The sequence below is a fragment of the Paenarthrobacter nitroguajacolicus genome, assembly GCF_051027655.1.
GTDB classification, from domain to species: Bacteria; Actinomycetota; Actinomycetes; order Actinomycetales; family Micrococcaceae; genus Arthrobacter; species Arthrobacter nitroguajacolicus.
This window is the reverse complement of the sequence record NZ_CP073234.1, coordinates 2178496-2196314: the sequence shown is the minus strand read 5'-3', so window position 1 is coordinate 2196314 and position 17819 is coordinate 2178496. Positions and strand designations below refer to the sequence as shown.

Here is a 17819-nt window from a genome sequence, read left to right as displayed (position 1 = left end):
TGTACTCCTCAGATTTCGAGGTTGACGGGACCGGCGGCTGCCGAGACACAGGTTTGGATAAGTTCCCCGGGCGCTCCATGAATCTCACCGGTGCGAAGGTCGCGGACCCTTCCGGCGAGCAAAGGAGTCAGACAGCTATGACAAATGCCCATGCGACAGCCGCTGGGCATCAGCACCCCTGCGTCCTCGCCGACATCGAGGATGGGGACCCCGCCGTCGGCCATAACCTCGCGGTCGGAAGCTTCGAACGTGACTACGCCACCTTCGCTGCCTTCGCCCCCCAGGAGCTCGGTGCTAAAGCGTTCGATAGTGAGCGAGCCGCGCCCTGTTCCACCATCGGTTTCCTTGCCTGATGTGGCCACAGCAGTCAACGCTGCGTGGTTCCACATAGCTTCGGCGTCATCCAGGAAAGACTCAGGGCCGCACGCATACGCTGCCCTGTCGCGCCAGTCCGGGCAGACCTCTTCCAGGACGGCCGTGGATGTGAAGTTCAAACGGCCACGGCCGTTGGTGTGCCACTGCACCAAGCGGAAATTGGGAAATTGATCAGCGAGTTCAGCCAGTTCCTCGCGGAAGATACTGTCGCCTTCGTCGCGGGAGGAATGGATCAGCACAACGTCTGAGTCGGGGCGGCTTGGGACAAGTGTCCGAATCATCGACATGACGGGTGTGATGCCGCTTCCCGCAGTGAGCATGAGGAGTGAACGGGGGTGCTCCGGGAGGACAAAGTCGCCCTGAGGCGGAGCCAGAAAAAGGACGTCACCAACCTTGGTCTTCCGGACCAGGGTCCCTGACACGGACCCGACGTCAGTGACGGTGATGGCCGGATCCTTGCCCGCCGGCGCACTCAGTGAATAGGAACGCCATTGGCGGACCCCGTTGAGATCGACGCCGATCCTCGCCCACTGGCCCGCGAGGTGGGCGTGCCAGCCGCGGCCGGGACGGAAGAAAATAGTGGCCGACTGCGCAGTTTCCTGTACGACCCTGGTCACGATCCCGCGTAACTGCCGGGACGAATACACCGGATTGAACAGGGCCAGAACGTCTTCCGGGGCAAGCGGGGTGGTCAAAACCGCGGCGATGCGGGCCAGGGGCCGAAAGCTGACCATGGACTACTCCTCACAACGACAGAGAACCAAGACCCCGACCGAATCTGCCGGGACATCCAAACTACCGAATATCATAAGCATGCTTACGATACCCTTCGCCCCCGAATTACTGTCAGACATAGGGAAAGCCCCCGGAAGGGGCTTTCAACGGAAATGGGACGTGGTGCTTGGATTGGTCAGCGGTGATGCGCTCCTCCTCTCCGGGCTTCTGTCGCCCATACCGGTTTAGTAGCAAGACAGTAATACGTCCACCGGATTCCATGCAAACCCGAACCAGTGGTCCAGAGACGCACTGCACTTAGTGCCACCACCTTTCCCGCGCGTGTCCTTCGACACGATCGTGGCAATATCGGCTCTCCGCCCCGGCCCTGCCTGAGCGGAGTACACCCGAACCAGGACTAAGGGTGGAAGGTTAAGCTGGATATCTATTCGCACGGACGGTCGCGACCGGTGGTTGCAAGGGGCTTTGGGAGGGCAGACGTGGGGAGTGACGCTCTTGCGCCACATTTCGACAGGGTGGTCCTGATCTTCAATCCGCACCGAGCCGGCATGGGAACGCGGATCGCCTCACTTGAGCAGGAACTGCTCGCCGCGCTGCCCGATTTGACGATTGAGACGCTGCCGACGGCGTTCGCGGGGCACGCCCGCGAGCTTGCCCGTTCAGCGGCCACGACCGGATCTCCGCTCCTCATTTCGATCAGCGGGGACGGAGGGTACAACGAGGTCGTCAACGGGGTGATGGACGCTTCTTCGACGCGTGCAGTGTGCACCGTGCTCCCGGCGGGTAACGCCAACGACCATTTCAGGAGCATGCCGTTGAGGCAGCTGACGGAGGCGATCCGTGAAGGTTCTGTCCGTCGAATGGATCTGCTGCGCATCACACTAACGGGAGAAAGAGGACAGCGGGTCCAGTATGCCCACTCGTACATAGGGTTTGGGCTCACCCCCTTAATGGCAATCGGCATCGAAAAGGGCGGGAAAGGCAAAATACTTGAGCTTCTCTCCGTGACCAGAACGCTCTCCAGTCTGAAGCCGTTTGAGCTCGAGCGCGCAGACGGTGCAACCGCACACTTCGACAGCCTGGTCTTGGCAAACATCTCACGCATGGCCAAGTACGGAACCGTAAGCGAGAAGAACAACCCCAATGACGGTCAATTCGAAGTTGTGACCCTGCCCCACTCCGGACGCTGGAGGATAGCCTTGATGACCCTGCGCGCGGTCACCTTGGGGCTCGGACGCCAGCCCAGTGTGAGCAGTTATGCCTTCACCACGCGGAACCCCATTCCTTGTCAGATTGATGGGGAAGTAGTTCATGTGCCAGCCAACACCCACGTCTTGGTCGAAAGCGCCAAACACGCCCTTACAACCATCTGACGCTACTGGCGGCACCACTGCCTGATCCCGGAAGAAAAGCTGCTGGGCTCCGCGGCCCGGAAGTCCACAGCTACTCCCGCCCCCAAGGAGATGCAGCCTGCTAGCCTCTCCTCATGCGCACAACGTCGGCACGGGGCTCAGGCACGGCCAGAGGGGAGCGCGTACTAATCTTGTCAGCAGGCGTTGGATCGGGGCATAACAGCGCCGCGGCGGCGGTGCAGCAAGCATGTGCCGCACGCGCTTGTTGACCACCTTGTGTCACTGGGGCATGAACGGATCTCGATGATGGCCAACACGCAGCCGGACAGTGAGCCAGGCATGCCCCAAACAGTCCGCCGCCACGGCTACGACCAGGCAATGGAGAAGCATGGGCTGGCCAGGTACATCGATCACGTCCCGGGGCGATGGGGAACTGAGAGCGGCTTGGAAGCCGGCCGGTCACTCGCCGCCAGGCCTCTGGCCCAACGTCCATCTGCCCTGCACGGCGGCGCCGATGTTTCCGCGCTTGGCGCCTACACTGCGTTGTTCGAAGCCGGGATCCACATCCCGGACGACATGTCGATCGTAGGCTATGACAACATCCCCGCTACGGGCCTCCCCCCTATCGCTTTGAGCACCGTCGACCAGTCGGGCGTCCAGATGGGCAGACAAGCTGCGGAGCTGCTTCTCTCGAGGATCGAGGGCCGGACTGACTCGGAGCACGTCCTGGTGCCACCGCGGCTCATCGTGCGGAAGACGTCAGCGCCTCCACGTCGGTAGGGCACATGGGCGCGGATAAATGCTGCAGCTCAACGCCAGTTTTACCGCCGGCCCCTTGAAGCTTTCGTTTCGCGAGTTGACAGGGCGACAAGCGTACGAATTCGCGGCAACGGTCAATGTGCCGACTGGACTCAACCAGGGGAAAAGCCGTAAAGCGCCGAGATGTGAGTGGCAAAAATCCGAATCCAGCCCTAATCCGTCATGAACGAGCCGAGGCTGGATTTTTTGATGCAGCATCGCGAAGTCATGGTGCGCCCATCCGTCCTACCCATGAAGAGGTGTAGGCAACCGCGACCTACCGGGCGAACCAAGAGAGGAACACATAACCCCAGCTCAAAGCAGGCGGAGGGCCAACCGGCCACGACCCTGAACCCGCTCCCCCGCAACCAAACAGGCGACCCGCGGTGCCACGCGCACCCCGCGGCCAGTGTCAGAGGGACCTGACCAACCAGGATGTACACACGTTAAAGCAAAAACCCCCTCTGACGAGGGGGTATGCCGTGCCCGAGGTGGGACTCGAACGGGATTCCGGGCCTTGCAAGCAGGGAAGTGGCGGAAGAATAAGGGAATCGGGGCCAATGCGGTGGCTGTACGAGGCAGTTCGAGGCGGAAAGTGTGGACATTGTCCACACTTTCTTTTTGCTCGATCGAAAACCGAAAAAGGGGCACTTGACGCGTACCCTGGGCACTCAAAGACTGCGCCGGGAAACCGGCGCTGCCGCGTGCACTTCCTGCTCAGCATTGTTCTGCTCGCCGTCGGATGCATGGTCCGGCACGCCGTCGACGAATCCACCGTGTTCCAGGAAATCGCCACCAAAGTTCACGTGGATCCAGCCACCACTAGTTTTCCAGGCCGGCCGGCGTTCTCGGGGAGGGAGGCCGGCTGGCTGCTCTTCCCGGAACCCCACCCTGCATTGTGCAACAGGACACCGGCTCATAGATTGGACGCATGACAGACGACGAGCTCGAGGAAGGATTTGATCGCCTGAACCGGCTGATCACTTCGACCGACGACCTTCAGAGCTTCCTTCAGGGTATGGCCGGGCTGGCCTCGGAGAGTTTGTCCCGCGTACGAGGCACGCAGATCGAATGCGCTGTTGCACTTCACCGTCGCAAGCACCGCACCACGATCGCTGGCAGCAGCGACATCGCCGTGTGGCTGGATCAAATCGAACAGCGCCTCGGCGAAGGACCCTGCCTCGAAGCCCTGGACGTGGGCCACGCCATTGTCGTCTCGGATGCCATGGAGGAGCAACGGTGGCCCAACTTCAGCAGGACGCTTGCCGATGAGGGGTACCGCAGTGCCATGGGCATCCCCCTCGAGCTGGGCTCCGACGCCATGGCCGTTCTGGACTTCTTCGCGTCCCCAGCGGAACAGTTCACTCCGGAGACAGTTGCCGACGCCCAGGTTTTCGGAGACATGGCGGCCCGGGCCCTGCGTCTTGCTGTCCGGATCACGACGGCCGAACAGCTGGTCGAAAATTTAAGAGCCGCCTTGGAAGGCCGAACAGTTATCGACCTTGCCTGCGGAATGATCATGGCCCAGAACCGTTGCAGCCAGTTCCAAGCCATGGAAATCCTCAAGAAAGCATCCAGCGACCGAAATCAGAAACTCTACGAAGTAGCCGAAGCCATAGTCCAACGCGTCAACAATTCCCAGACCTCAACGTTCTTCGAGAAATAGCGTCCGCAAAAGGGTTGAACAAACCGTGGCGGCCGCCGCCGTCGGGAGTCGGCACGTCAGCGGGTTTATGGTTGAGGAAGCAGTCAGAGTCCGGCTGCCTGGCAAGATACAAGAATGGTGGTCATTGGTGCACCCGAGCCATCGCCTAAGAGCTGACAACGAGTGCCCGGGATGACCGCAGCGCCGGGTTATGGTCCCCACGATGATCTTTGTGTCGCATTCCTCCAGGAGTTGCCCATCGATGGAGCAGCCGTTTCAATTTTCGGCGGTTCAGCGGCCGAAACACTGATGTGCGCGTCCGACACAACGGCCGCCCGGATCGATGAGCTCCAATACGATCTCGGCGACGGACCACGGTGGGATGTTTTCCGCACCCATCTTCCCGTGGTGATCCCCGATCTGAGCGCCGCCGGAGTACGGGCCTGGCCGGCCTTCGCCGAGGCGGCAGCCTCGACCGACGCCGCGGCACTCTTCGTCTTCCCGTTGCTCGCCGGGGGCCTCGTCATCGGCGTGGCGGAGCTGTACTGCACCTCACCGCGCGAATTCAGCCCCGCCCAGACCAGCAGGGCCGCGCAAATTGCCAGCCGGACCGCCTGGACTTTGCTGCGGGCACTCATGCCAGACAATGAGACAGGATCGGCGGCCATTCCCCTGGCCCGACGCGAAATCCACCAAGCCACCGGCATGGTGCTGGTCCAAACCGACAGCACACCGGACGAAGCGCTGTTGCTTCTGCGAGGCCATGCCTTCGCGAGCGGACGATCACTGCAGGACACTGCCATGGACGTGGTCAGTCGCCAGCTGGATTTCACACCAGCAGCGGGCGCCGCCGATCAGGGTTCACAGTAAAATGCAGACATGGTAATCAAAAGCAGAGCCGAACGCCTCAGCGATACGTTCGTGAAGCTTACCGACACCCTCGTTGCCGACTACGACGTCCTGGACCTGCTCCACACCCTCGTCGAAGACGCCGTCGATTTACTCGACGCCGCACAAGCCGGCCTGCTGCTCTCCGACGCCGATGGGAACCTGCAGTTGCTTGCCTCAACGAGCGAACAAAGCCAACTGGTGGAACTGCTCCAACTCGAAGCAGGAGCCGGACCCTGCGTGGAGTGCTACCACACCGGAACGGTCATCACCGTCGATGACATCAGCGCCCTTGGTGAGCGCTGGCCGGCATTCCAACACATCGCCTTGGACATGGGATTCAGGTCAGTGCACGCCGTGCCAATGCGCGTCCACACCAGGGTCATCGGCGCCATGGGCCTGTTCGGCGCCGAAACCGGCGCCCTGACCCCAGAAGACGCCTCGATCGCCCAAGCCATGGCCGACGTAGCAACCATCAGCCTTCTGCAGGAACGCACCATCCGCGAAGCAGGCGTCCTCAACGACCAACTGCAACGCGCGTTGACCACCCGAGTGCTCATCGAACAAGCCAAAGGCGTCATCGCACAGACAAAGAACCTCGACATGGACAGTGCCTTCAACGTACTGCGCGCACATGCCCGCTCCTCCCGGCAAAATCTCCACGACGTCGCCGAAAGCATCGTCAAACGCACTTTGATGATCTAGCGCTTTTCTGGTCGCCTCCCGCCCAGGGTTGTCCGGCAAGGTCCATTACCTATGGACTCTCAGTGCCCTTCGTGCCTACGCTGGTGTTGTTGCCCCAGACCTCGGCAGCGCATTTTCAGCGCACACGAGGAGGCAACATCATGTCACCAACCAACCAGCCCCCACCGGTCGTGCCCGCCGTCACGCCACGCCTCCATCGGACAACGTCCGGAATTCGGATCAACAAAGTCACCAGCAGCTACGCAGGTCTCTTGACGTCAGTCAAGGAAGCTGGCCTGCTCGACCGATGCCGACGCTATTACGTCCTCCTCCTGGTGCTCCTGGTTATCGCGGGCGCCGGTGTCTGGGTGGCATTCTTCTTTGTGGGCGACTCTTGGCTCCAGCTGGCGGTCGCGGCCATGCTCGGTGTTGTCTTCACGCAGTTTGCTTTGGTCGGCCACGAAGCTGCGCATCTCCAGGTGTTCATGTCCCGGACCGCCAACGAGTGGGCGGCACGCCTGATCGCCACCCTGATGGTGGGCATGAGTTATGCCTACTGGACCGACAAGCACTCAAGGCATCACGCCCGGCCGAACATGGTCAACAGGGATCCGGATATCGCTCCCGGCGCCATCGTCTTCCACAACGAAGTCCCGACCAGCCGAGGGCGGCTCTCCCGGGCGTATGGCAAACGCCAGGGCTATCTCCTCTTCCCGTTCCTTTTGTTCCTCGGTTGGACGTTGCACATCGACTCACTGAAGTTCTTGCTGCATCGCGGGCCGGTAAAGTTCCGATGGCTTGAGCTCGGGCTACTGGGCGTGCGCTTCGGGGCCTACATCGGGTTGCTCTTCTTCGTACTGTCCCCCGGCGTCGCCACGGCCTTCATTGGGGTTCAAGTCGCCGTTTTCGGGTTGTATATGGGCGGAACCTTTGCGCCAAACCACAAAGGGATGCCTATACTTCCCGAGAACAGTCGCGCCGACTTCCTAACCCGGCAGGTGCTCACGTCCCGCAATATCACCGGCGGTAAATTGGTGACGTTCTTCATGGGCGGGCTCAACTACCAGATCGAACACCATTTGTTTCCAGACATGCCCCGCCGACATCTTCGCCAAGCCAGCGAGCTCGTCAAAGCACACTGCATTCTTACGGGTATCCCCTACACCGAGACAGGCCTGATGCGCTCCTACTCAATCGTGATCCGCTACCTCAATACCGTAGGTCTCGCGGCGGCTGACCCGTTCACCTGCCCCCTCGCCGAGCAACACCGGAGCTAGAGTAGCGCCCAAGAGCCTTTGTCCTAAGAGACTTGTCGTCCACCCAGAAATCACCCGCACAGCTTCTTTCCCTATGGACTAGCGGTGTCCTTGGTGCCTACTCTAGTTTTGTTGCCCCCGACCTCGGCAGCGCCTTACCAGCGCAACGAGGAGGCAACAACTTGTCGCTCATCAACCAGCCCCTACCGGTCGTGCCCACAGCAGGGAAGCCTGCCCCACGGGGCGAGAATGTGGTGCCCGACGTGCCGGACCGACGGCTACCTGGTGCTGCACGCGATTGAAACAGCACAGGCCCAAACAGTCGGCCTCATCGTAGATGTCTCCTACAGCTGCACCGGATGCGGCTCCATACTCTCGCACTTCACGCGATTCAGCGAGGTTGCTGCAAGACTGAACACCGGAACGAATCTCGAAGGGCTCATCCTCTTCGGCGACAGCTACCTTCATTGCAGCGAACTCATGGCCAGAGTCCCCCTCGAAGTGCGGCGAAGCATGAGCGCGAACACCATTCTTGGAGATGACTTGTCCCAACTGCTTGACGTCCGGCTTAGAACCAAAATTTTGCGCTGCGTGAGCTGCGGCTTCCGGCTGGAATTGCCTGCCTGAGCGAGCAGGTAGCTGAGTTCACTGAGAATTCCCGGACCAAACAAAGGACATCATGAGCGAACTTCGAGTGGGCGACAACCTCCCCTTGGAGCCGTTGAAGTTCGCAACCCATGTTCCGGTCGGGGTCGAGGTAATTGGCGGAGCCCACTTCGCATGCTCTCGTCCTCAGTGGCGGATTCGGTGATTACCAACTTCGCGGCAGCTCTCCTGCAGGCATCCTTCGGGTCTGACAAGGCAGCTGGGTTGATGGGCGGGGTGGCATCCCCCACGCTCCTGGGAATCTCCGTCAAAGGCGTTTCAGGGAAGGTCCTCGAAACGGTCCGCAACACTATCTCTGATCGAAATCGGGAAATCCTGGCATGTGAAATGACCAACGCCGGCCCCGTTCGCGCGTCACAAGTGGACGAGCACAGGCCCAGTTCATTCGTTGCCACCCGCCGATCCGCCTGCAACAAGTTTCTGGCACTACACCTCGACACCGGTAATAAGTGTGCTTAGTATTAAGGCTCATTCATTGTCTCGTTTGCGGACGGACCGGCAGGTAGATTGTTCCGGACAGCTGCCGTCTGAAAGCGTTGGGCCTTCCGGCCCCTTCTGAGCGACTCTCAGGTCTCATCCTGCATTCCCCATTTCCTCGCTGAATCAACGCCCGTTTCTGGGTAACGGCTGCGCCATCATTCCGTTCAGGGCCCCGCGGCATTTCTCCGCCTGCCCACGGAAAGCTACATCGACTTGGTCGGATCGGCTTGGGCAACAAGAAAAGAGCGGAAAAATGAAGGCAGTAGTCTACAAAGGACCAAACGATGTCAGCGTCGAGGACGTACCTGACGCCAAGATTGAGCACCCCGCCGACGTGTTGGTGCGAATAACGTCGTCGAATATTTGCGGTTCCGATCTGCATATGTACGAGGGCCGCACCAGCTTCGAAACCGGACGAACCTTCGGGCACGAGAACCTCGGTGAAGTGATCGAAACCGGCTCCGCGGTGAGCAAGGTCAAGGTGGGCGAACGAGTCGTACTGCCCTTCAACATCGCCTGCGGATTCTGCAAGAACTGCGAACGTGGCTTCACAAACTATTGCCTGACCATGCAGCCCGAACCCAAGCTCGCCGGCGCGGCATACGGGTTCGCGGACATGGGCCCGTATCAAGGCGGACAGGCCGAGTACCTGCGCGTGCCGTACGGAGACTTCAACTGCCTGCGTTTGGGCGAGGACGCCGAGGAGAAGGAACTCGACTATGTCATGGTCGCGGACATCTTCCCCACCGGATGGCACGCAACCGAGATGGCCGGCGTTTACCCCGGGGACTCGGTAGTCATCTACGGCGCGGGGCCAGTAGGACTCATGGCAGCCTACTCGGCCATCATCAAGGGCGCCGGAAAAGTCATGGTGGTGGACCGGCAAAGTGACCGCTTGAAGCTTGCCGAACAGATCGCTGCCATCCCTGTAGACGATTCCAAAGTGGACCCTGTTGAGTTCGTCAAAGACCAAACCATGGGGTTCGGGGCTGACCGGGGTTGCGAGTGCGTCGGGTACCAGGCCCACGACCCGAGCGGAAACGAACAGCCCAACCTGACGTTGAACCGTCTGGTGGACTCCGTCCGGTTCGTCGGCGGCCTAGGCATAGTAGGCGTGTTCCTGCCGCAGGATCCTGGAGCTTCGGACGAACTTGCCAAGCAGGGTCAGGTGGCCTTCGACTACGGAAACTATTGGTTCAAAGGACAAACGATGGGCTCAGGTCAGTGCCCGGTCAAGAAATACAATCGGTCCCTTCGCGACCTCATTGCCGGCGGGAAGGCCAGCCCCTCCTTCCTCGTCAGCCACGAACTGCCACTGGACAAGGCCCCGGAGGCTTACAGGAACTTCGATGACCGCGTCGACGGTTGGACCAAAGTCGTCCTCCACCCCGCCGACACCTAGACCCGGGAGGTCATTTCAATGCCGGAACGAACTACTTCCCGGAGGGGGAACTAATGCGATCCATGGTGTATCGCGGGCCTTATAAGGTGCGCGTGGAAGAGAAAGACATACCGCAGATCGAACATCCCAATGATGCGATCGTGCAAGTGAAATTGGGGGCCATCTGCGGCTCAGACCTGCACCTTTATCACGGGATGATGCCGGACACGCGGGTCGGGATGACCTTCGGACATGAGTTTGTGGGCGTGGTCCACGAGGTGGGTTCCTCAGTCCAAAACCTGGAGGTCGGGGATCGGGTCATGGTTCCGTTCAACATCTACTGCGGGTCCTGCTACTTCTGCTCCCGCGGCCTGTATTCCAACTGCCACAACGTCAATCCGAACGCCACTGCCGTGGGCGGCATTTACGGCTACTCCCACACCTGCGGGGGTTACGACGGCGGCCAGGCTGAGTTTGTGCGCGTGCCGTTCGCTGACGTGGGTCCCACCAAGATTCCAGACTGGATGGACGAGGAGGACGCCGTACTGCTCACCGACGCCCTGCCCACTGGCTACTTCGGCGCCCAGTTGGGCGATATCGCCCAGGGCGACACCGTTGGGGTGTTCGGTGCCGGGCCGGTGGGCCTGTTCGCGGCGAAGTCAGCCTGGCTCATGGGAGCGGGGCGGGTGATCGTCATCGACCACCTGGAATACCGGTTGGAAAAGGCCCGCTCATTCGCCCACGCCGAGACCTACAACTTTGTGGAGTACGACGACATTGTGGTGCACCTGAAGAAAGCCACGGACTATCTGGGCGCCGACGTCGTCATCGATGCGGTGGGAGCCGAAGCGGACGGCAACTTCCTCCAGCACGTGACCAGCAGCAAGCTGAAACTGCAGGGCGGATCCCCCATCGCCCTCAACTGGGCCATCGACTCCGTCCGCAAGGGCGGCACGGTGTCAGTCGTGGGCGCCTACGGGCCGCTCTTCAGTGCCGTGAAGTTCGGCGACGCGATGAACAAAGGGCTGACGCTTCGGATGAACCAATGCCCGGTCAAAAGGCAGTGGCCCCGGTTGTTCGAACACATCCGGAACGGGCACCTCAAACCCAGTGACATTGTCACCCACCGCATCCCTCTGGAGCACATCGCCGAGGGATACCACATCTTCTCCGCGAAGCTTGATGACTGCATCAAGCCCCTCATCGTCGCAACCTCGGCCTGAAAGGGACCATGATGGCTGAAATACCAACGCCTTACACCTCCGGCACCCCCGCGCTGAAGGAGACTGCGGAGGAGCTGCGGGCACGGATTCCGGGATGGGGCGTTGACCTCGACCCGGCGGACAGACCCTCCTACCCCCGCGAGCAGCCCGGTATCGAGACCGGTGCGCGCTGGGACTTTCCCGAACGTCAGCCGGAGAAGTGGCCCAGGGAACGGTCCGTTGAACACGCTTTCGTGACCCCCGTCTTTGGCACCTCAACCCCTCCCAAGGGTATCTCCGGTGCGCTGCGGAAGTACGCGTACCGGAAGTACAGCGAGGGCCGCGCAGCCCACTGGCTGGTCCTGATCGCCGCCGACAGAGTGGACGCGTGGGAAAGCCACCTGCGTTCGTTCGCAACCCTGCGACCGGACAACCCGGTGACCGAAACCGGTGTGCTCAGCGAGTTCTCCCACCATGGTGCGAGCTCCCGCGTCGGGAAAAGGCGCGCCGACCTGAACCATCAGTGGATTGACCCCATCCTCGTCGGCGCCCCGTGGGTACTGGCGGGACTGGGGGCAGTAGCCGCCTTTAGAACGCTGCGAAAGCACCGTCCGGCCTGACAACCCGACGGCGGCGGGCTGGCCCGTATAGGCAACCCGCCGCCGTCGAACCTAACAGCCTCCTACTGGAAGTGCTACGAAGCTGATCCTGCCGCCGGGAACCGCTCCCATGCCCGGTGTGCAGAGAGCAGTTCCCGGACCACCGGAATCACTGTGTCCGGACCTTCTCCACTGATGATTCCGGGGGCATCTTGAGGGACGCCGGCCGCGTCCAGAACTGCGGCACCTGGACCCCAGGCGCCAATGGCTTTGCCATGACGGAAAGCTTCAGAGACCATAAGAACCACGCGCGGATCAAGGGTCGCACCTGGTTCGCCGGCCTTGGCATCGCGGCCCGGAACGGCATCGGCTGCTGGAATCCCACCGCCCGCTGCAATAATTGCGTCAAACTCGATCGAGCGTGCCGTGAGGTAGCTCCTTTGCACAGTCACTGCAGCACCATGCTCCGGCTCAATCACACCACCGGTCGGCGCAATGATCAGGGGGACCATGCCTGCCGCGTCAACCGCCTCGCGGGCTGCGGCCACCAGCGACAGGTCACTTTCACTGTCCGCGATGATGCCCACGACGCGACCAGCAACAGGCCATTTCCCACCAATCTGGGACACAGCGGGGCTGGGCTCCACGTCCGGCGTGTCAACGGTGGCCGTGGGAGTCGGCATCCCGAGACCTTTGGCGACGGCAGCGCAAAGTCCGGCATCAATATTAGCCAGCGCCATGAGTTGCCGTTCCCGGATCACCGCTTCATAGCACTTGCCAAGCTCAAAGGTGTAGGCCTGAATCACGTGGTCCTGCTCTACCGACGTCAAACTGCGGAAGAACAGCCGGGCTTGGCTGAAGTGGTCATCGAAGGACGCCGGGTTTCTCCGTTCCTTAATTCCTGCCGCGATTTCCTCAGGTACGTCCACGAATGCTCCCACGTCCTGCCCGGCCATGAAGGGGCAACCACCATCAACGGAATTCGGATGGTAAGGGGCCACTCCCCCATGCACGGCAGTCTGGTGCATCCCGTCCCGCAGCATGTCGTTGACCGGGGCGTGAGGACGATTGATGGGAATTTGGGTGAAGTTCGGTCCACCGAGCCGCGAAATCTGCGTGTCCAGGTATGAGAACAGGCGGACCTGCAGCAGAGGATCATTAGTGACATCGATGCCCGGGACGAGGTGTCCCGGATGGAAGGCCACCTGCTCGGTCTCGGCAAAGTAGTTGGTCGGGTTGGCGTTCAGCGTCATCAGTCCGATTGGCTGAACCGGCGCCAGTTCCTCAGGGACAAACTTGGTGGGATCCAGAAGGTCGATACCTTCGAACATTTGATCTTCGGTGTTCGGGAACGTCTGGATGCCAAGCTCCCACTCCGGGTACGCACCTGATTCGATCGCATCGGCCAGATCACGACGGTGGAAATCGGGATCCATGCCGTTAATAATCTGGGCCTCCTCCCACACCAATGAGTGAACACCCAGCTTCGGCTTCCAGTGGAATTTCACCAGAGTGGTCTTACCGGCAGCATCCACCAACCGGAATGTGTGGACGCCGAACCCCTCCATGGTCCGGTAGGAACGGGGAATTCCGCGGTCCGACATATTCCACATCGTGTGGGCCTGCGCTTCGGTATGCAACGAAACAAAATCCCAAAATGTGTCGTGCGCACTCTGCGCCTGCGGGATTTCCCTGTCAGGATGCGGTTTCCCCGCGTGGATGAGGTCCGGGAACTTGATGCCGTCCTGAATGAAGAAAACAGGAATGTTATTCCCCACCAAGTCGTAGGTGCCCTCATCCGTGTAGAACTTGGTGGAGAAGCCACGGGTGTCACGGACCGTGTCGGCTGACCCCCTGGATCCCAGAACAGTGGAAAACCTCACGAACACCGGGGTTTCTACATCCGGCGCAAGGAACCCTGCCTTGGTGATCTTCGAAGCCGTGCCGTAAGAGCGGAACGTTCCATGCGCCCCGGCTCCTCTGGCGTGAACCACGCGCTCAGGAATTCTCTCGTGATCAAAGTGCGTGATCTTCTCACGCAAGTGATGGTCCTGCAGCAAAATCGGGCCCCGCGGCCCGGCCTTCAAGGAATGGTCTGTATCTCCGAGCCTCAGACCTTGGGCCGTTGTCAGGTACTGGCCGGACTGGGCACGTGAGTTTGCGGGTGCGCCGGTGGGGCTCCCCGTGGGTGACACGGCCTCCGGCCCCTGCTGATCAGGCTTCGGCGGCAAAGGCTCACGCGACGCTGTGGGCTCTTCTACGGCGGGCTGCTCAATCGACGGAGCCCCTGGAATCCTGATGTTGTCCTCAGCTGGCACTGCGCGTTCTCCTCGATGTTGATCGGCAAATCGATTACTGCACTCAACCAAAAAGGTAAGCTTCCTTAGTACCCTAAAGGCCGGGAATCCCGCTTTGCAAAGTCAGTGCGGCAAAGTAACGCGATGACGGCTGGTGGACAGCGCCCTAGAGACCTCGGAGGAAGGCCGGCCTGTGATCGAACCCGTGGCTGGTGAGACCGTAGAAAACAGGCAGGATCACGAAAATCACCGATGCGACCACCGGATGGACGAGGACACCTACCGTTCCCGCTGCGAGGTACAGCACCACCCCGGCCAAGGCACGTGGTCGCTCGCGCGCGAAGTAGGAATCCTCCACTTCCTCCTCGGTGAGCTCAGGATGCCGTGCCAAGTGCGAGAAGAACACCAGTCATGACAGGCACAGCAGTGCCCCGACGATCGCGTACAGCGCTACCGCGACCCGCTCGTCGGCCACATTGCCTGTCTTGGCTGTATCGATGATCACGGCTGTTGGCCAGGGCAAAAGGGCGAGCGTGGCGAGGATTCCCAGATTGGCCCACTTTAGGCCGATGTCCATCTGCCGGATACGGGAGAAGGCCGATTTGTGGTTGAGCCAGATCACGGCCAAATAGATGTAGGACGCCGCATACGCCAGGTATGTCGGCCATTGACCCAGCAATCCGGCCAGCAACTCCCCGGGTTCGGTCTCCGGCGGAGTGAGCTCAAGTACCAGTAGCGTGATAACGATCGCGATGACGGCATCGCTGAACGCCTCGGCACGGCGGGTGTCCGAGCGTGTCACCCTCCGCTCCTGAACCTATGCATCAGGCGGGATCGCAGTGCGATGACGGCGGAGCGGTAGCCCTCTATCCGCTTTCACCGGGCAGCTTGTACGCGAGCACGTCAATGTTCTGAATGTTCGGTTCCGCGCTGAACAGCTCAGCTCCCTGAGCAGCTAGTGCTTGCCCGACACCCCCGGCAAGGTGGGTCTGACGGGCGTCGTCATCAGGGAAAACGTCGAATACTCCGAAAGTCGATTCGTCGAACTGGAGGGCGAACCAAGCGCGCGTACCCTGTTCCTGTTCAACCACGGAACGTGCGGAGCGGAGGAAATCAGCGACGTCCTTCTCCATGCCCGGTTTGGCCTTCAGGATCACCGACAATGCAACCTCAATCATGCTCCATCGCCCGGCCCGATCTGACTGAATCCATACTGCACGACAATTTTCATGGCGAGCCTCCTTGGACCGGTACCGCGGCGAGGATGGTGCGGAGCGAACTGGCCTCGTGGCACCTCCTCAATCTGTCGAGGGAGCGGCGCGATGCACTGCCAATCTCGCAGTTATCGCTGGTCACCACAAGAGACGGTTCCGCCTGCCAATGGCCTGGCATCGCAGCCTTGGCCCCGGCTGAGGGATGCGCTCCGCGAGGAGGCCGCTAGAGCATCTCAAGCACGCGTTTGTGGGTGGGAGAAGGATGGGCGCGATCCAAGTCGGCCAGTTCCTGGGGCGCAAGCCGAACGTCGAGGGCCCGATGGCATTCCTGGACATGTTGTGGGCTTGACGCTTTGGGAATGGCCAAGACGAGTGGCTGCCTGAGCACCCAGGCAAGGGCAATCTGCGCGGGACTGACGCCGTGTTCGATTGTGATGCGCACCAACACTGGATCATTCAGCATCCGCCCCTGCTCCAGCGGCGAGTACGCCGTCACCGGGATGCCCCTCTCGACGCAGCGGGGCAACAGATCGAACTCGATGCCCCGGCGGGTCAGGTTATAGAGCACTTGGTCGGTCGCGACATTCCGGCCGCCCGGCAAGCGCAGAAGTTCTTCCATGTCCGCTACATCGAGGTTACTGACGCCCCAGTACCGGATCTTCCCGGCCCGCTGCAGGTGCTCGAAGGCTTCGAGCGTTTCGGCCAAAGGAACAACACCCCGCCAATGCAGCAAATAGAGGTCGATGCTGTCCGTTCCAAGGCGGCGCAGGCTACCTTCGCAGGCATCGACGGTTCCGCGCAATGTGGCGTGATGCGGCAGGACTTTGGTGATCAGAAACGTTTCATTCCGCCGGGCTGCCAGCGCCCTTCCGACGAATTCCTCGGCCGCGCCATTGCCACACATCTCGGCGGTATCAACCACGGACATTCCCACGTCCAAGGCCATATGGATCGCCGCGGTCTCTTGGGGGGCGTTGCCGGGCTGCTCGCCCATGCCCCACGTTCCGATCCCGAGCACCGGGACTGTCTCACCGGAAGGAAAAGATATCTCGCGCAACGCAACTCCCGTCAGAAAGAGCCCGTTCCCGTTATCGGCCGCACCGCGTCCAATGATTTTCGTCCGGACCATGGCGACACGCGCCGTGTTTCTTCAATCTACTCGACTGCGGGAGGACACGAAAGGAACCGAGGGCTCCCCAAAGGAGGCCGACGACGACACACAGTGTCGCCGTCGGCCTCCTTTTTTCTGCGCCGCATGGTGCCACCCTCCACGGACGCCCGGGGCTTTAGGCTGCCCTCGAAAGCGTTACATAGCTGCCTTCGACGATGCCGTCGGCAACAGCCGAGGCGCCGGCTGCGGTGACATAGCTGCCATGGGTGACAGCAGGGATTTTTCGGCTACGGGTGACGGTGACGTAGGTGCCTTCACCACGGGCCTGGGCGCTGCCTGCGGGAAGGGTTACGTAGCTGCCGCCGCGCAGTGCGGTGCCTATGAGGGAGATACGGGTTGCAGCCTCAGTGGCGGGTTCGGTCGTTGCGGGGCGCTCGGCGAGCAAAGTCATGGGTTCTCCTTGGGGTTCAGGCAGGTTCAGGTTCTGTACCGCTCAAACGGAAGGGCTTTGCTGGTTGAGTCGTTTGCCCTCCCGGCCCGGGAAAGTTCACCGGTGCGGTACTCGAGGGCTACTCTGGCCTATATTCAAGGTACGCCTTATTGCGAGCTACTCAAAATAACGTGTGGAGACTCACTCCCGAGGTTCACACGATCCCTTGGGCCCCACACGGAAGCCCCTCAGACCATTGTCCGCCCCAACTCGTCAGCTACTGCCGCTCCCGAATAGGAGAGTTCCTCCACTACCCTCCGCGCCCCGCGAACCGCAATGGCCACACTCATCAGCGTCGGGTTCATGGCTGTCGCCGTGGGGATGAGCGCATTTCCGCCAACCACCAGGTTTTCGTATCCCCACACATGCGGCCACGGGTCCGCAACAGACGCGCCGTCGTCGGATGCACCCGTCCGCATAGTGCCCTGGTAGTGCAGGCCCGCTTGCGCCGCCACAAAGTCACAGCACATTCCACCCGTGCCCCCGTCGCGCGGCTCAGCGCCGCTGCCGCATATCGGGTCATACCGTCGAGGAAGGCCTTGACGTCATCAGCACCGGAAATGAGCTTGTAGAGACGCTGAAGGTCTTCGTTGTGTTCAGTTTCCATCTGGCCACCCAAAGGCGACTCGTTATAGGGATGCGGGCT

19 protein-coding genes and 1 pseudogene are annotated in these 17819 nt (G+C 61.1%); 11 read left to right on the top strand and 9 right to left on the bottom strand.

Translation table 11 applies throughout. The annotated features are described in order from the left end of the window. Nucleotides 1-8: 8 nt before the first annotated feature. Nucleotides 9-1109, bottom strand: coding sequence for a ferredoxin reductase (locus tag KCX59_RS10500; RefSeq protein ID WP_179018212.1), 1101 nt, complete (start codon nucleotides 1107-1109; stop codon nucleotides 9-11). Nucleotides 1110-1589: 480 nt separating this feature from the next. Here KCX59_RS10500 and KCX59_RS10495 point away from each other — a divergent pair, with 480 nt between their 5' ends. Beyond that, nucleotides 1590-2483, top strand: coding sequence for a diacylglycerol/lipid kinase family protein (locus tag KCX59_RS10495; protein ID WP_179018213.1), 894 nt, complete (start codon nucleotides 1590-1592; stop codon nucleotides 2481-2483). A 285-nt stretch (nucleotides 2484-2768) separates the two neighbouring features. Further along, entirely contained in the window at nucleotides 2769-3242 is a 474-nt protein-coding gene (locus KCX59_RS10490) for a LacI family DNA-binding transcriptional regulator (protein WP_434122665.1), read from the top strand. A gap of 689 nt (nucleotides 3243-3931) precedes the next feature. Here the strand turns inward: KCX59_RS10490 and KCX59_RS10485 are convergent. After that, nucleotides 3932-4066, bottom strand: a complete 135-nt coding sequence (locus KCX59_RS10485) for a hypothetical protein (protein ID WP_256870449.1) — start codon at nucleotides 4064-4066, stop codon at nucleotides 3932-3934. A 125-nt stretch (nucleotides 4067-4191) separates the two neighbouring features. Here KCX59_RS10485 and KCX59_RS10480 point away from each other — a divergent pair, with 125 nt between their 5' ends. The 9 genes from KCX59_RS10480 (at nucleotide 4192) to KCX59_RS10440 (ending at nucleotide 12082) form a co-directional block, all read left to right on the top strand. Continuing rightward, a complete protein-coding gene (locus KCX59_RS10480) occupies nucleotides 4192-4926 on the top strand; it encodes a GAF and ANTAR domain-containing protein (RefSeq protein ID WP_178992689.1) in 735 nt (244 codons plus the stop codon). A gap of 171 nt (nucleotides 4927-5097) precedes the next feature. Next, nucleotides 5098-5775, top strand: a complete 678-nt coding sequence (locus KCX59_RS10475; protein WP_179018215.1) for a GAF and ANTAR domain-containing protein — start codon at nucleotides 5098-5100, stop codon at nucleotides 5773-5775. A 9-nt stretch (nucleotides 5776-5784) separates the two neighbouring features. Further along, on the top strand, nucleotides 5785-6498 hold the full coding sequence (locus KCX59_RS10470; RefSeq protein WP_179018216.1) for a GAF and ANTAR domain-containing protein: 714 nt from the start codon (nucleotides 5785-5787) through the stop codon (nucleotides 6496-6498). A 140-nt stretch (nucleotides 6499-6638) separates the two neighbouring features. After that, entirely contained in the window at nucleotides 6639-7754 is a 1116-nt protein-coding gene (locus KCX59_RS10465) for a fatty acid desaturase family protein (RefSeq protein ID WP_256871520.1), read from the top strand. A gap of 264 nt (nucleotides 7755-8018) precedes the next feature. Then, nucleotides 8019-8360 carry a hypothetical protein gene (locus KCX59_RS10460; protein WP_179018218.1) on the top strand — a complete coding sequence of 114 codons (342 nt, stop codon included), beginning with the start codon at nucleotides 8019-8021 and terminating at the stop codon, nucleotides 8358-8360. Nucleotides 8361-8513: 153 nt separating this feature from the next. Continuing rightward, a complete protein-coding gene (locus tag KCX59_RS10455; RefSeq protein WP_179018219.1) occupies nucleotides 8514-8858 on the top strand; it encodes a FliG C-terminal domain-containing protein in 345 nt (114 codons plus the stop codon). 274 nt (nucleotides 8859-9132) lie between these two features. Then, entirely contained in the window at nucleotides 9133-10281 is a 1149-nt protein-coding gene (locus tag KCX59_RS10450; protein ID WP_179018220.1) for a glutathione-independent formaldehyde dehydrogenase, read from the top strand. 53 nt (nucleotides 10282-10334) lie between these two features. Further along, the gene (locus tag KCX59_RS10445) at nucleotides 10335-11483 is read left to right on the top strand and encodes a zinc-dependent alcohol dehydrogenase (RefSeq protein ID WP_179018221.1); all 1149 of its coding nucleotides are present in this window, start codon (nucleotides 10335-10337) and stop codon (nucleotides 11481-11483) included. Nucleotides 11484-11494: 11 nt separating this feature from the next. Continuing rightward, on the top strand, nucleotides 11495-12082 hold the full coding sequence (locus KCX59_RS10440) for a hypothetical protein (protein WP_179018222.1): 588 nt from the start codon (nucleotides 11495-11497) through the stop codon (nucleotides 12080-12082). A 74-nt stretch (nucleotides 12083-12156) separates the two neighbouring features. On the opposite strand, the gene KCX59_RS10435 is transcribed toward KCX59_RS10440, so the two are convergent. The 7 genes and pseudogenes from KCX59_RS10435 to KCX59_RS10405 all read right to left on the bottom strand — a co-directional run. After that, nucleotides 12157-14379: a catalase gene (locus tag KCX59_RS10435; protein WP_179018223.1), complete on the bottom strand. Its 2223-nt coding sequence runs from the start codon at nucleotides 14377-14379 to the stop codon at nucleotides 12157-12159. Between the two features lie 145 nt (nucleotides 14380-14524). Then, nucleotides 14525-14764: a hypothetical protein gene (locus KCX59_RS10430; RefSeq protein WP_256871521.1), complete on the bottom strand. Its 240-nt coding sequence runs from the start codon at nucleotides 14762-14764 to the stop codon at nucleotides 14525-14527. Nucleotides 14765-14767: 3 nt separating this feature from the next. Then, entirely contained in the window at nucleotides 14768-15160 is a 393-nt protein-coding gene (locus KCX59_RS10425) for a TMEM175 family protein (protein ID WP_370629211.1), read from the bottom strand. 64 nt (nucleotides 15161-15224) lie between these two features. Further along, a complete protein-coding gene (locus tag KCX59_RS10420) occupies nucleotides 15225-15536 on the bottom strand; it encodes a putative quinol monooxygenase (RefSeq protein ID WP_179018224.1) in 312 nt (103 codons plus the stop codon). Nucleotides 15537-15795: 259 nt separating this feature from the next. Next, nucleotides 15796-16629 carry an aldo/keto reductase gene (locus KCX59_RS10415; RefSeq protein WP_179018225.1) on the bottom strand — a complete coding sequence of 278 codons (834 nt, stop codon included), beginning with the start codon at nucleotides 16627-16629 and terminating at the stop codon, nucleotides 15796-15798. Nucleotides 16630-16858: 229 nt separating this feature from the next. Beyond that, nucleotides 16859-17134, bottom strand: a complete 276-nt coding sequence (locus KCX59_RS10410; protein WP_179018226.1) for a hypothetical protein — start codon at nucleotides 17132-17134, stop codon at nucleotides 16859-16861. Nucleotides 17135-17361: 227 nt separating this feature from the next. Beyond that, nucleotides 17362-17616, bottom strand: a pseudogene (locus KCX59_RS10405) (GMC oxidoreductase); the annotation flags it as partial. Nucleotides 17617-17819 lie beyond the last annotated feature (203 nt).

Coding starts and splice junctions, on each gene's coding strand:
- KCX59_RS10500 (WP_179018212.1), bottom strand. CDS start 1,109: ATGGTCAGCTTTCGGCCCCTGGCCCGCATCGCCGCGGTTTTGACCACC.
- KCX59_RS10490 (WP_434122665.1), top strand. CDS start 2,769: ATGGCCAACACGCAGCCGGACAGTGAGCCAGGCATGCCCCAAACAGTC.
- KCX59_RS10480 (WP_178992689.1), top strand. CDS start 4,192: ATGACAGACGACGAGCTCGAGGAAGGATTTGATCGCCTGAACCGGCTG.
- KCX59_RS10475 (WP_179018215.1), top strand. CDS start 5,098: ATGACCGCAGCGCCGGGTTATGGTCCCCACGATGATCTTTGTGTCGCA.
- KCX59_RS10470 (WP_179018216.1), top strand. CDS start 5,785: ATGGTAATCAAAAGCAGAGCCGAACGCCTCAGCGATACGTTCGTGAAG.
- KCX59_RS10465 (WP_256871520.1), top strand. CDS start 6,639: ATGTCACCAACCAACCAGCCCCCACCGGTCGTGCCCGCCGTCACGCCA.
- KCX59_RS10455 (WP_179018219.1), top strand. CDS start 8,514: ATGCTCTCGTCCTCAGTGGCGGATTCGGTGATTACCAACTTCGCGGCA.
- KCX59_RS10450 (WP_179018220.1), top strand. CDS start 9,133: ATGAAGGCAGTAGTCTACAAAGGACCAAACGATGTCAGCGTCGAGGAC.
- KCX59_RS10445 (WP_179018221.1), top strand. CDS start 10,335: ATGCGATCCATGGTGTATCGCGGGCCTTATAAGGTGCGCGTGGAAGAG.
- KCX59_RS10440 (WP_179018222.1), top strand. CDS start 11,495: ATGGCTGAAATACCAACGCCTTACACCTCCGGCACCCCCGCGCTGAAG.
- KCX59_RS10420 (WP_179018224.1), bottom strand. CDS start 15,536: ATGATTGAGGTTGCATTGTCGGTGATCCTGAAGGCCAAACCGGGCATG.
- KCX59_RS10410 (WP_179018226.1), bottom strand. CDS start 17,134: ATGACTTTGCTCGCCGAGCGCCCCGCAACGACCGAACCCGCCACTGAG.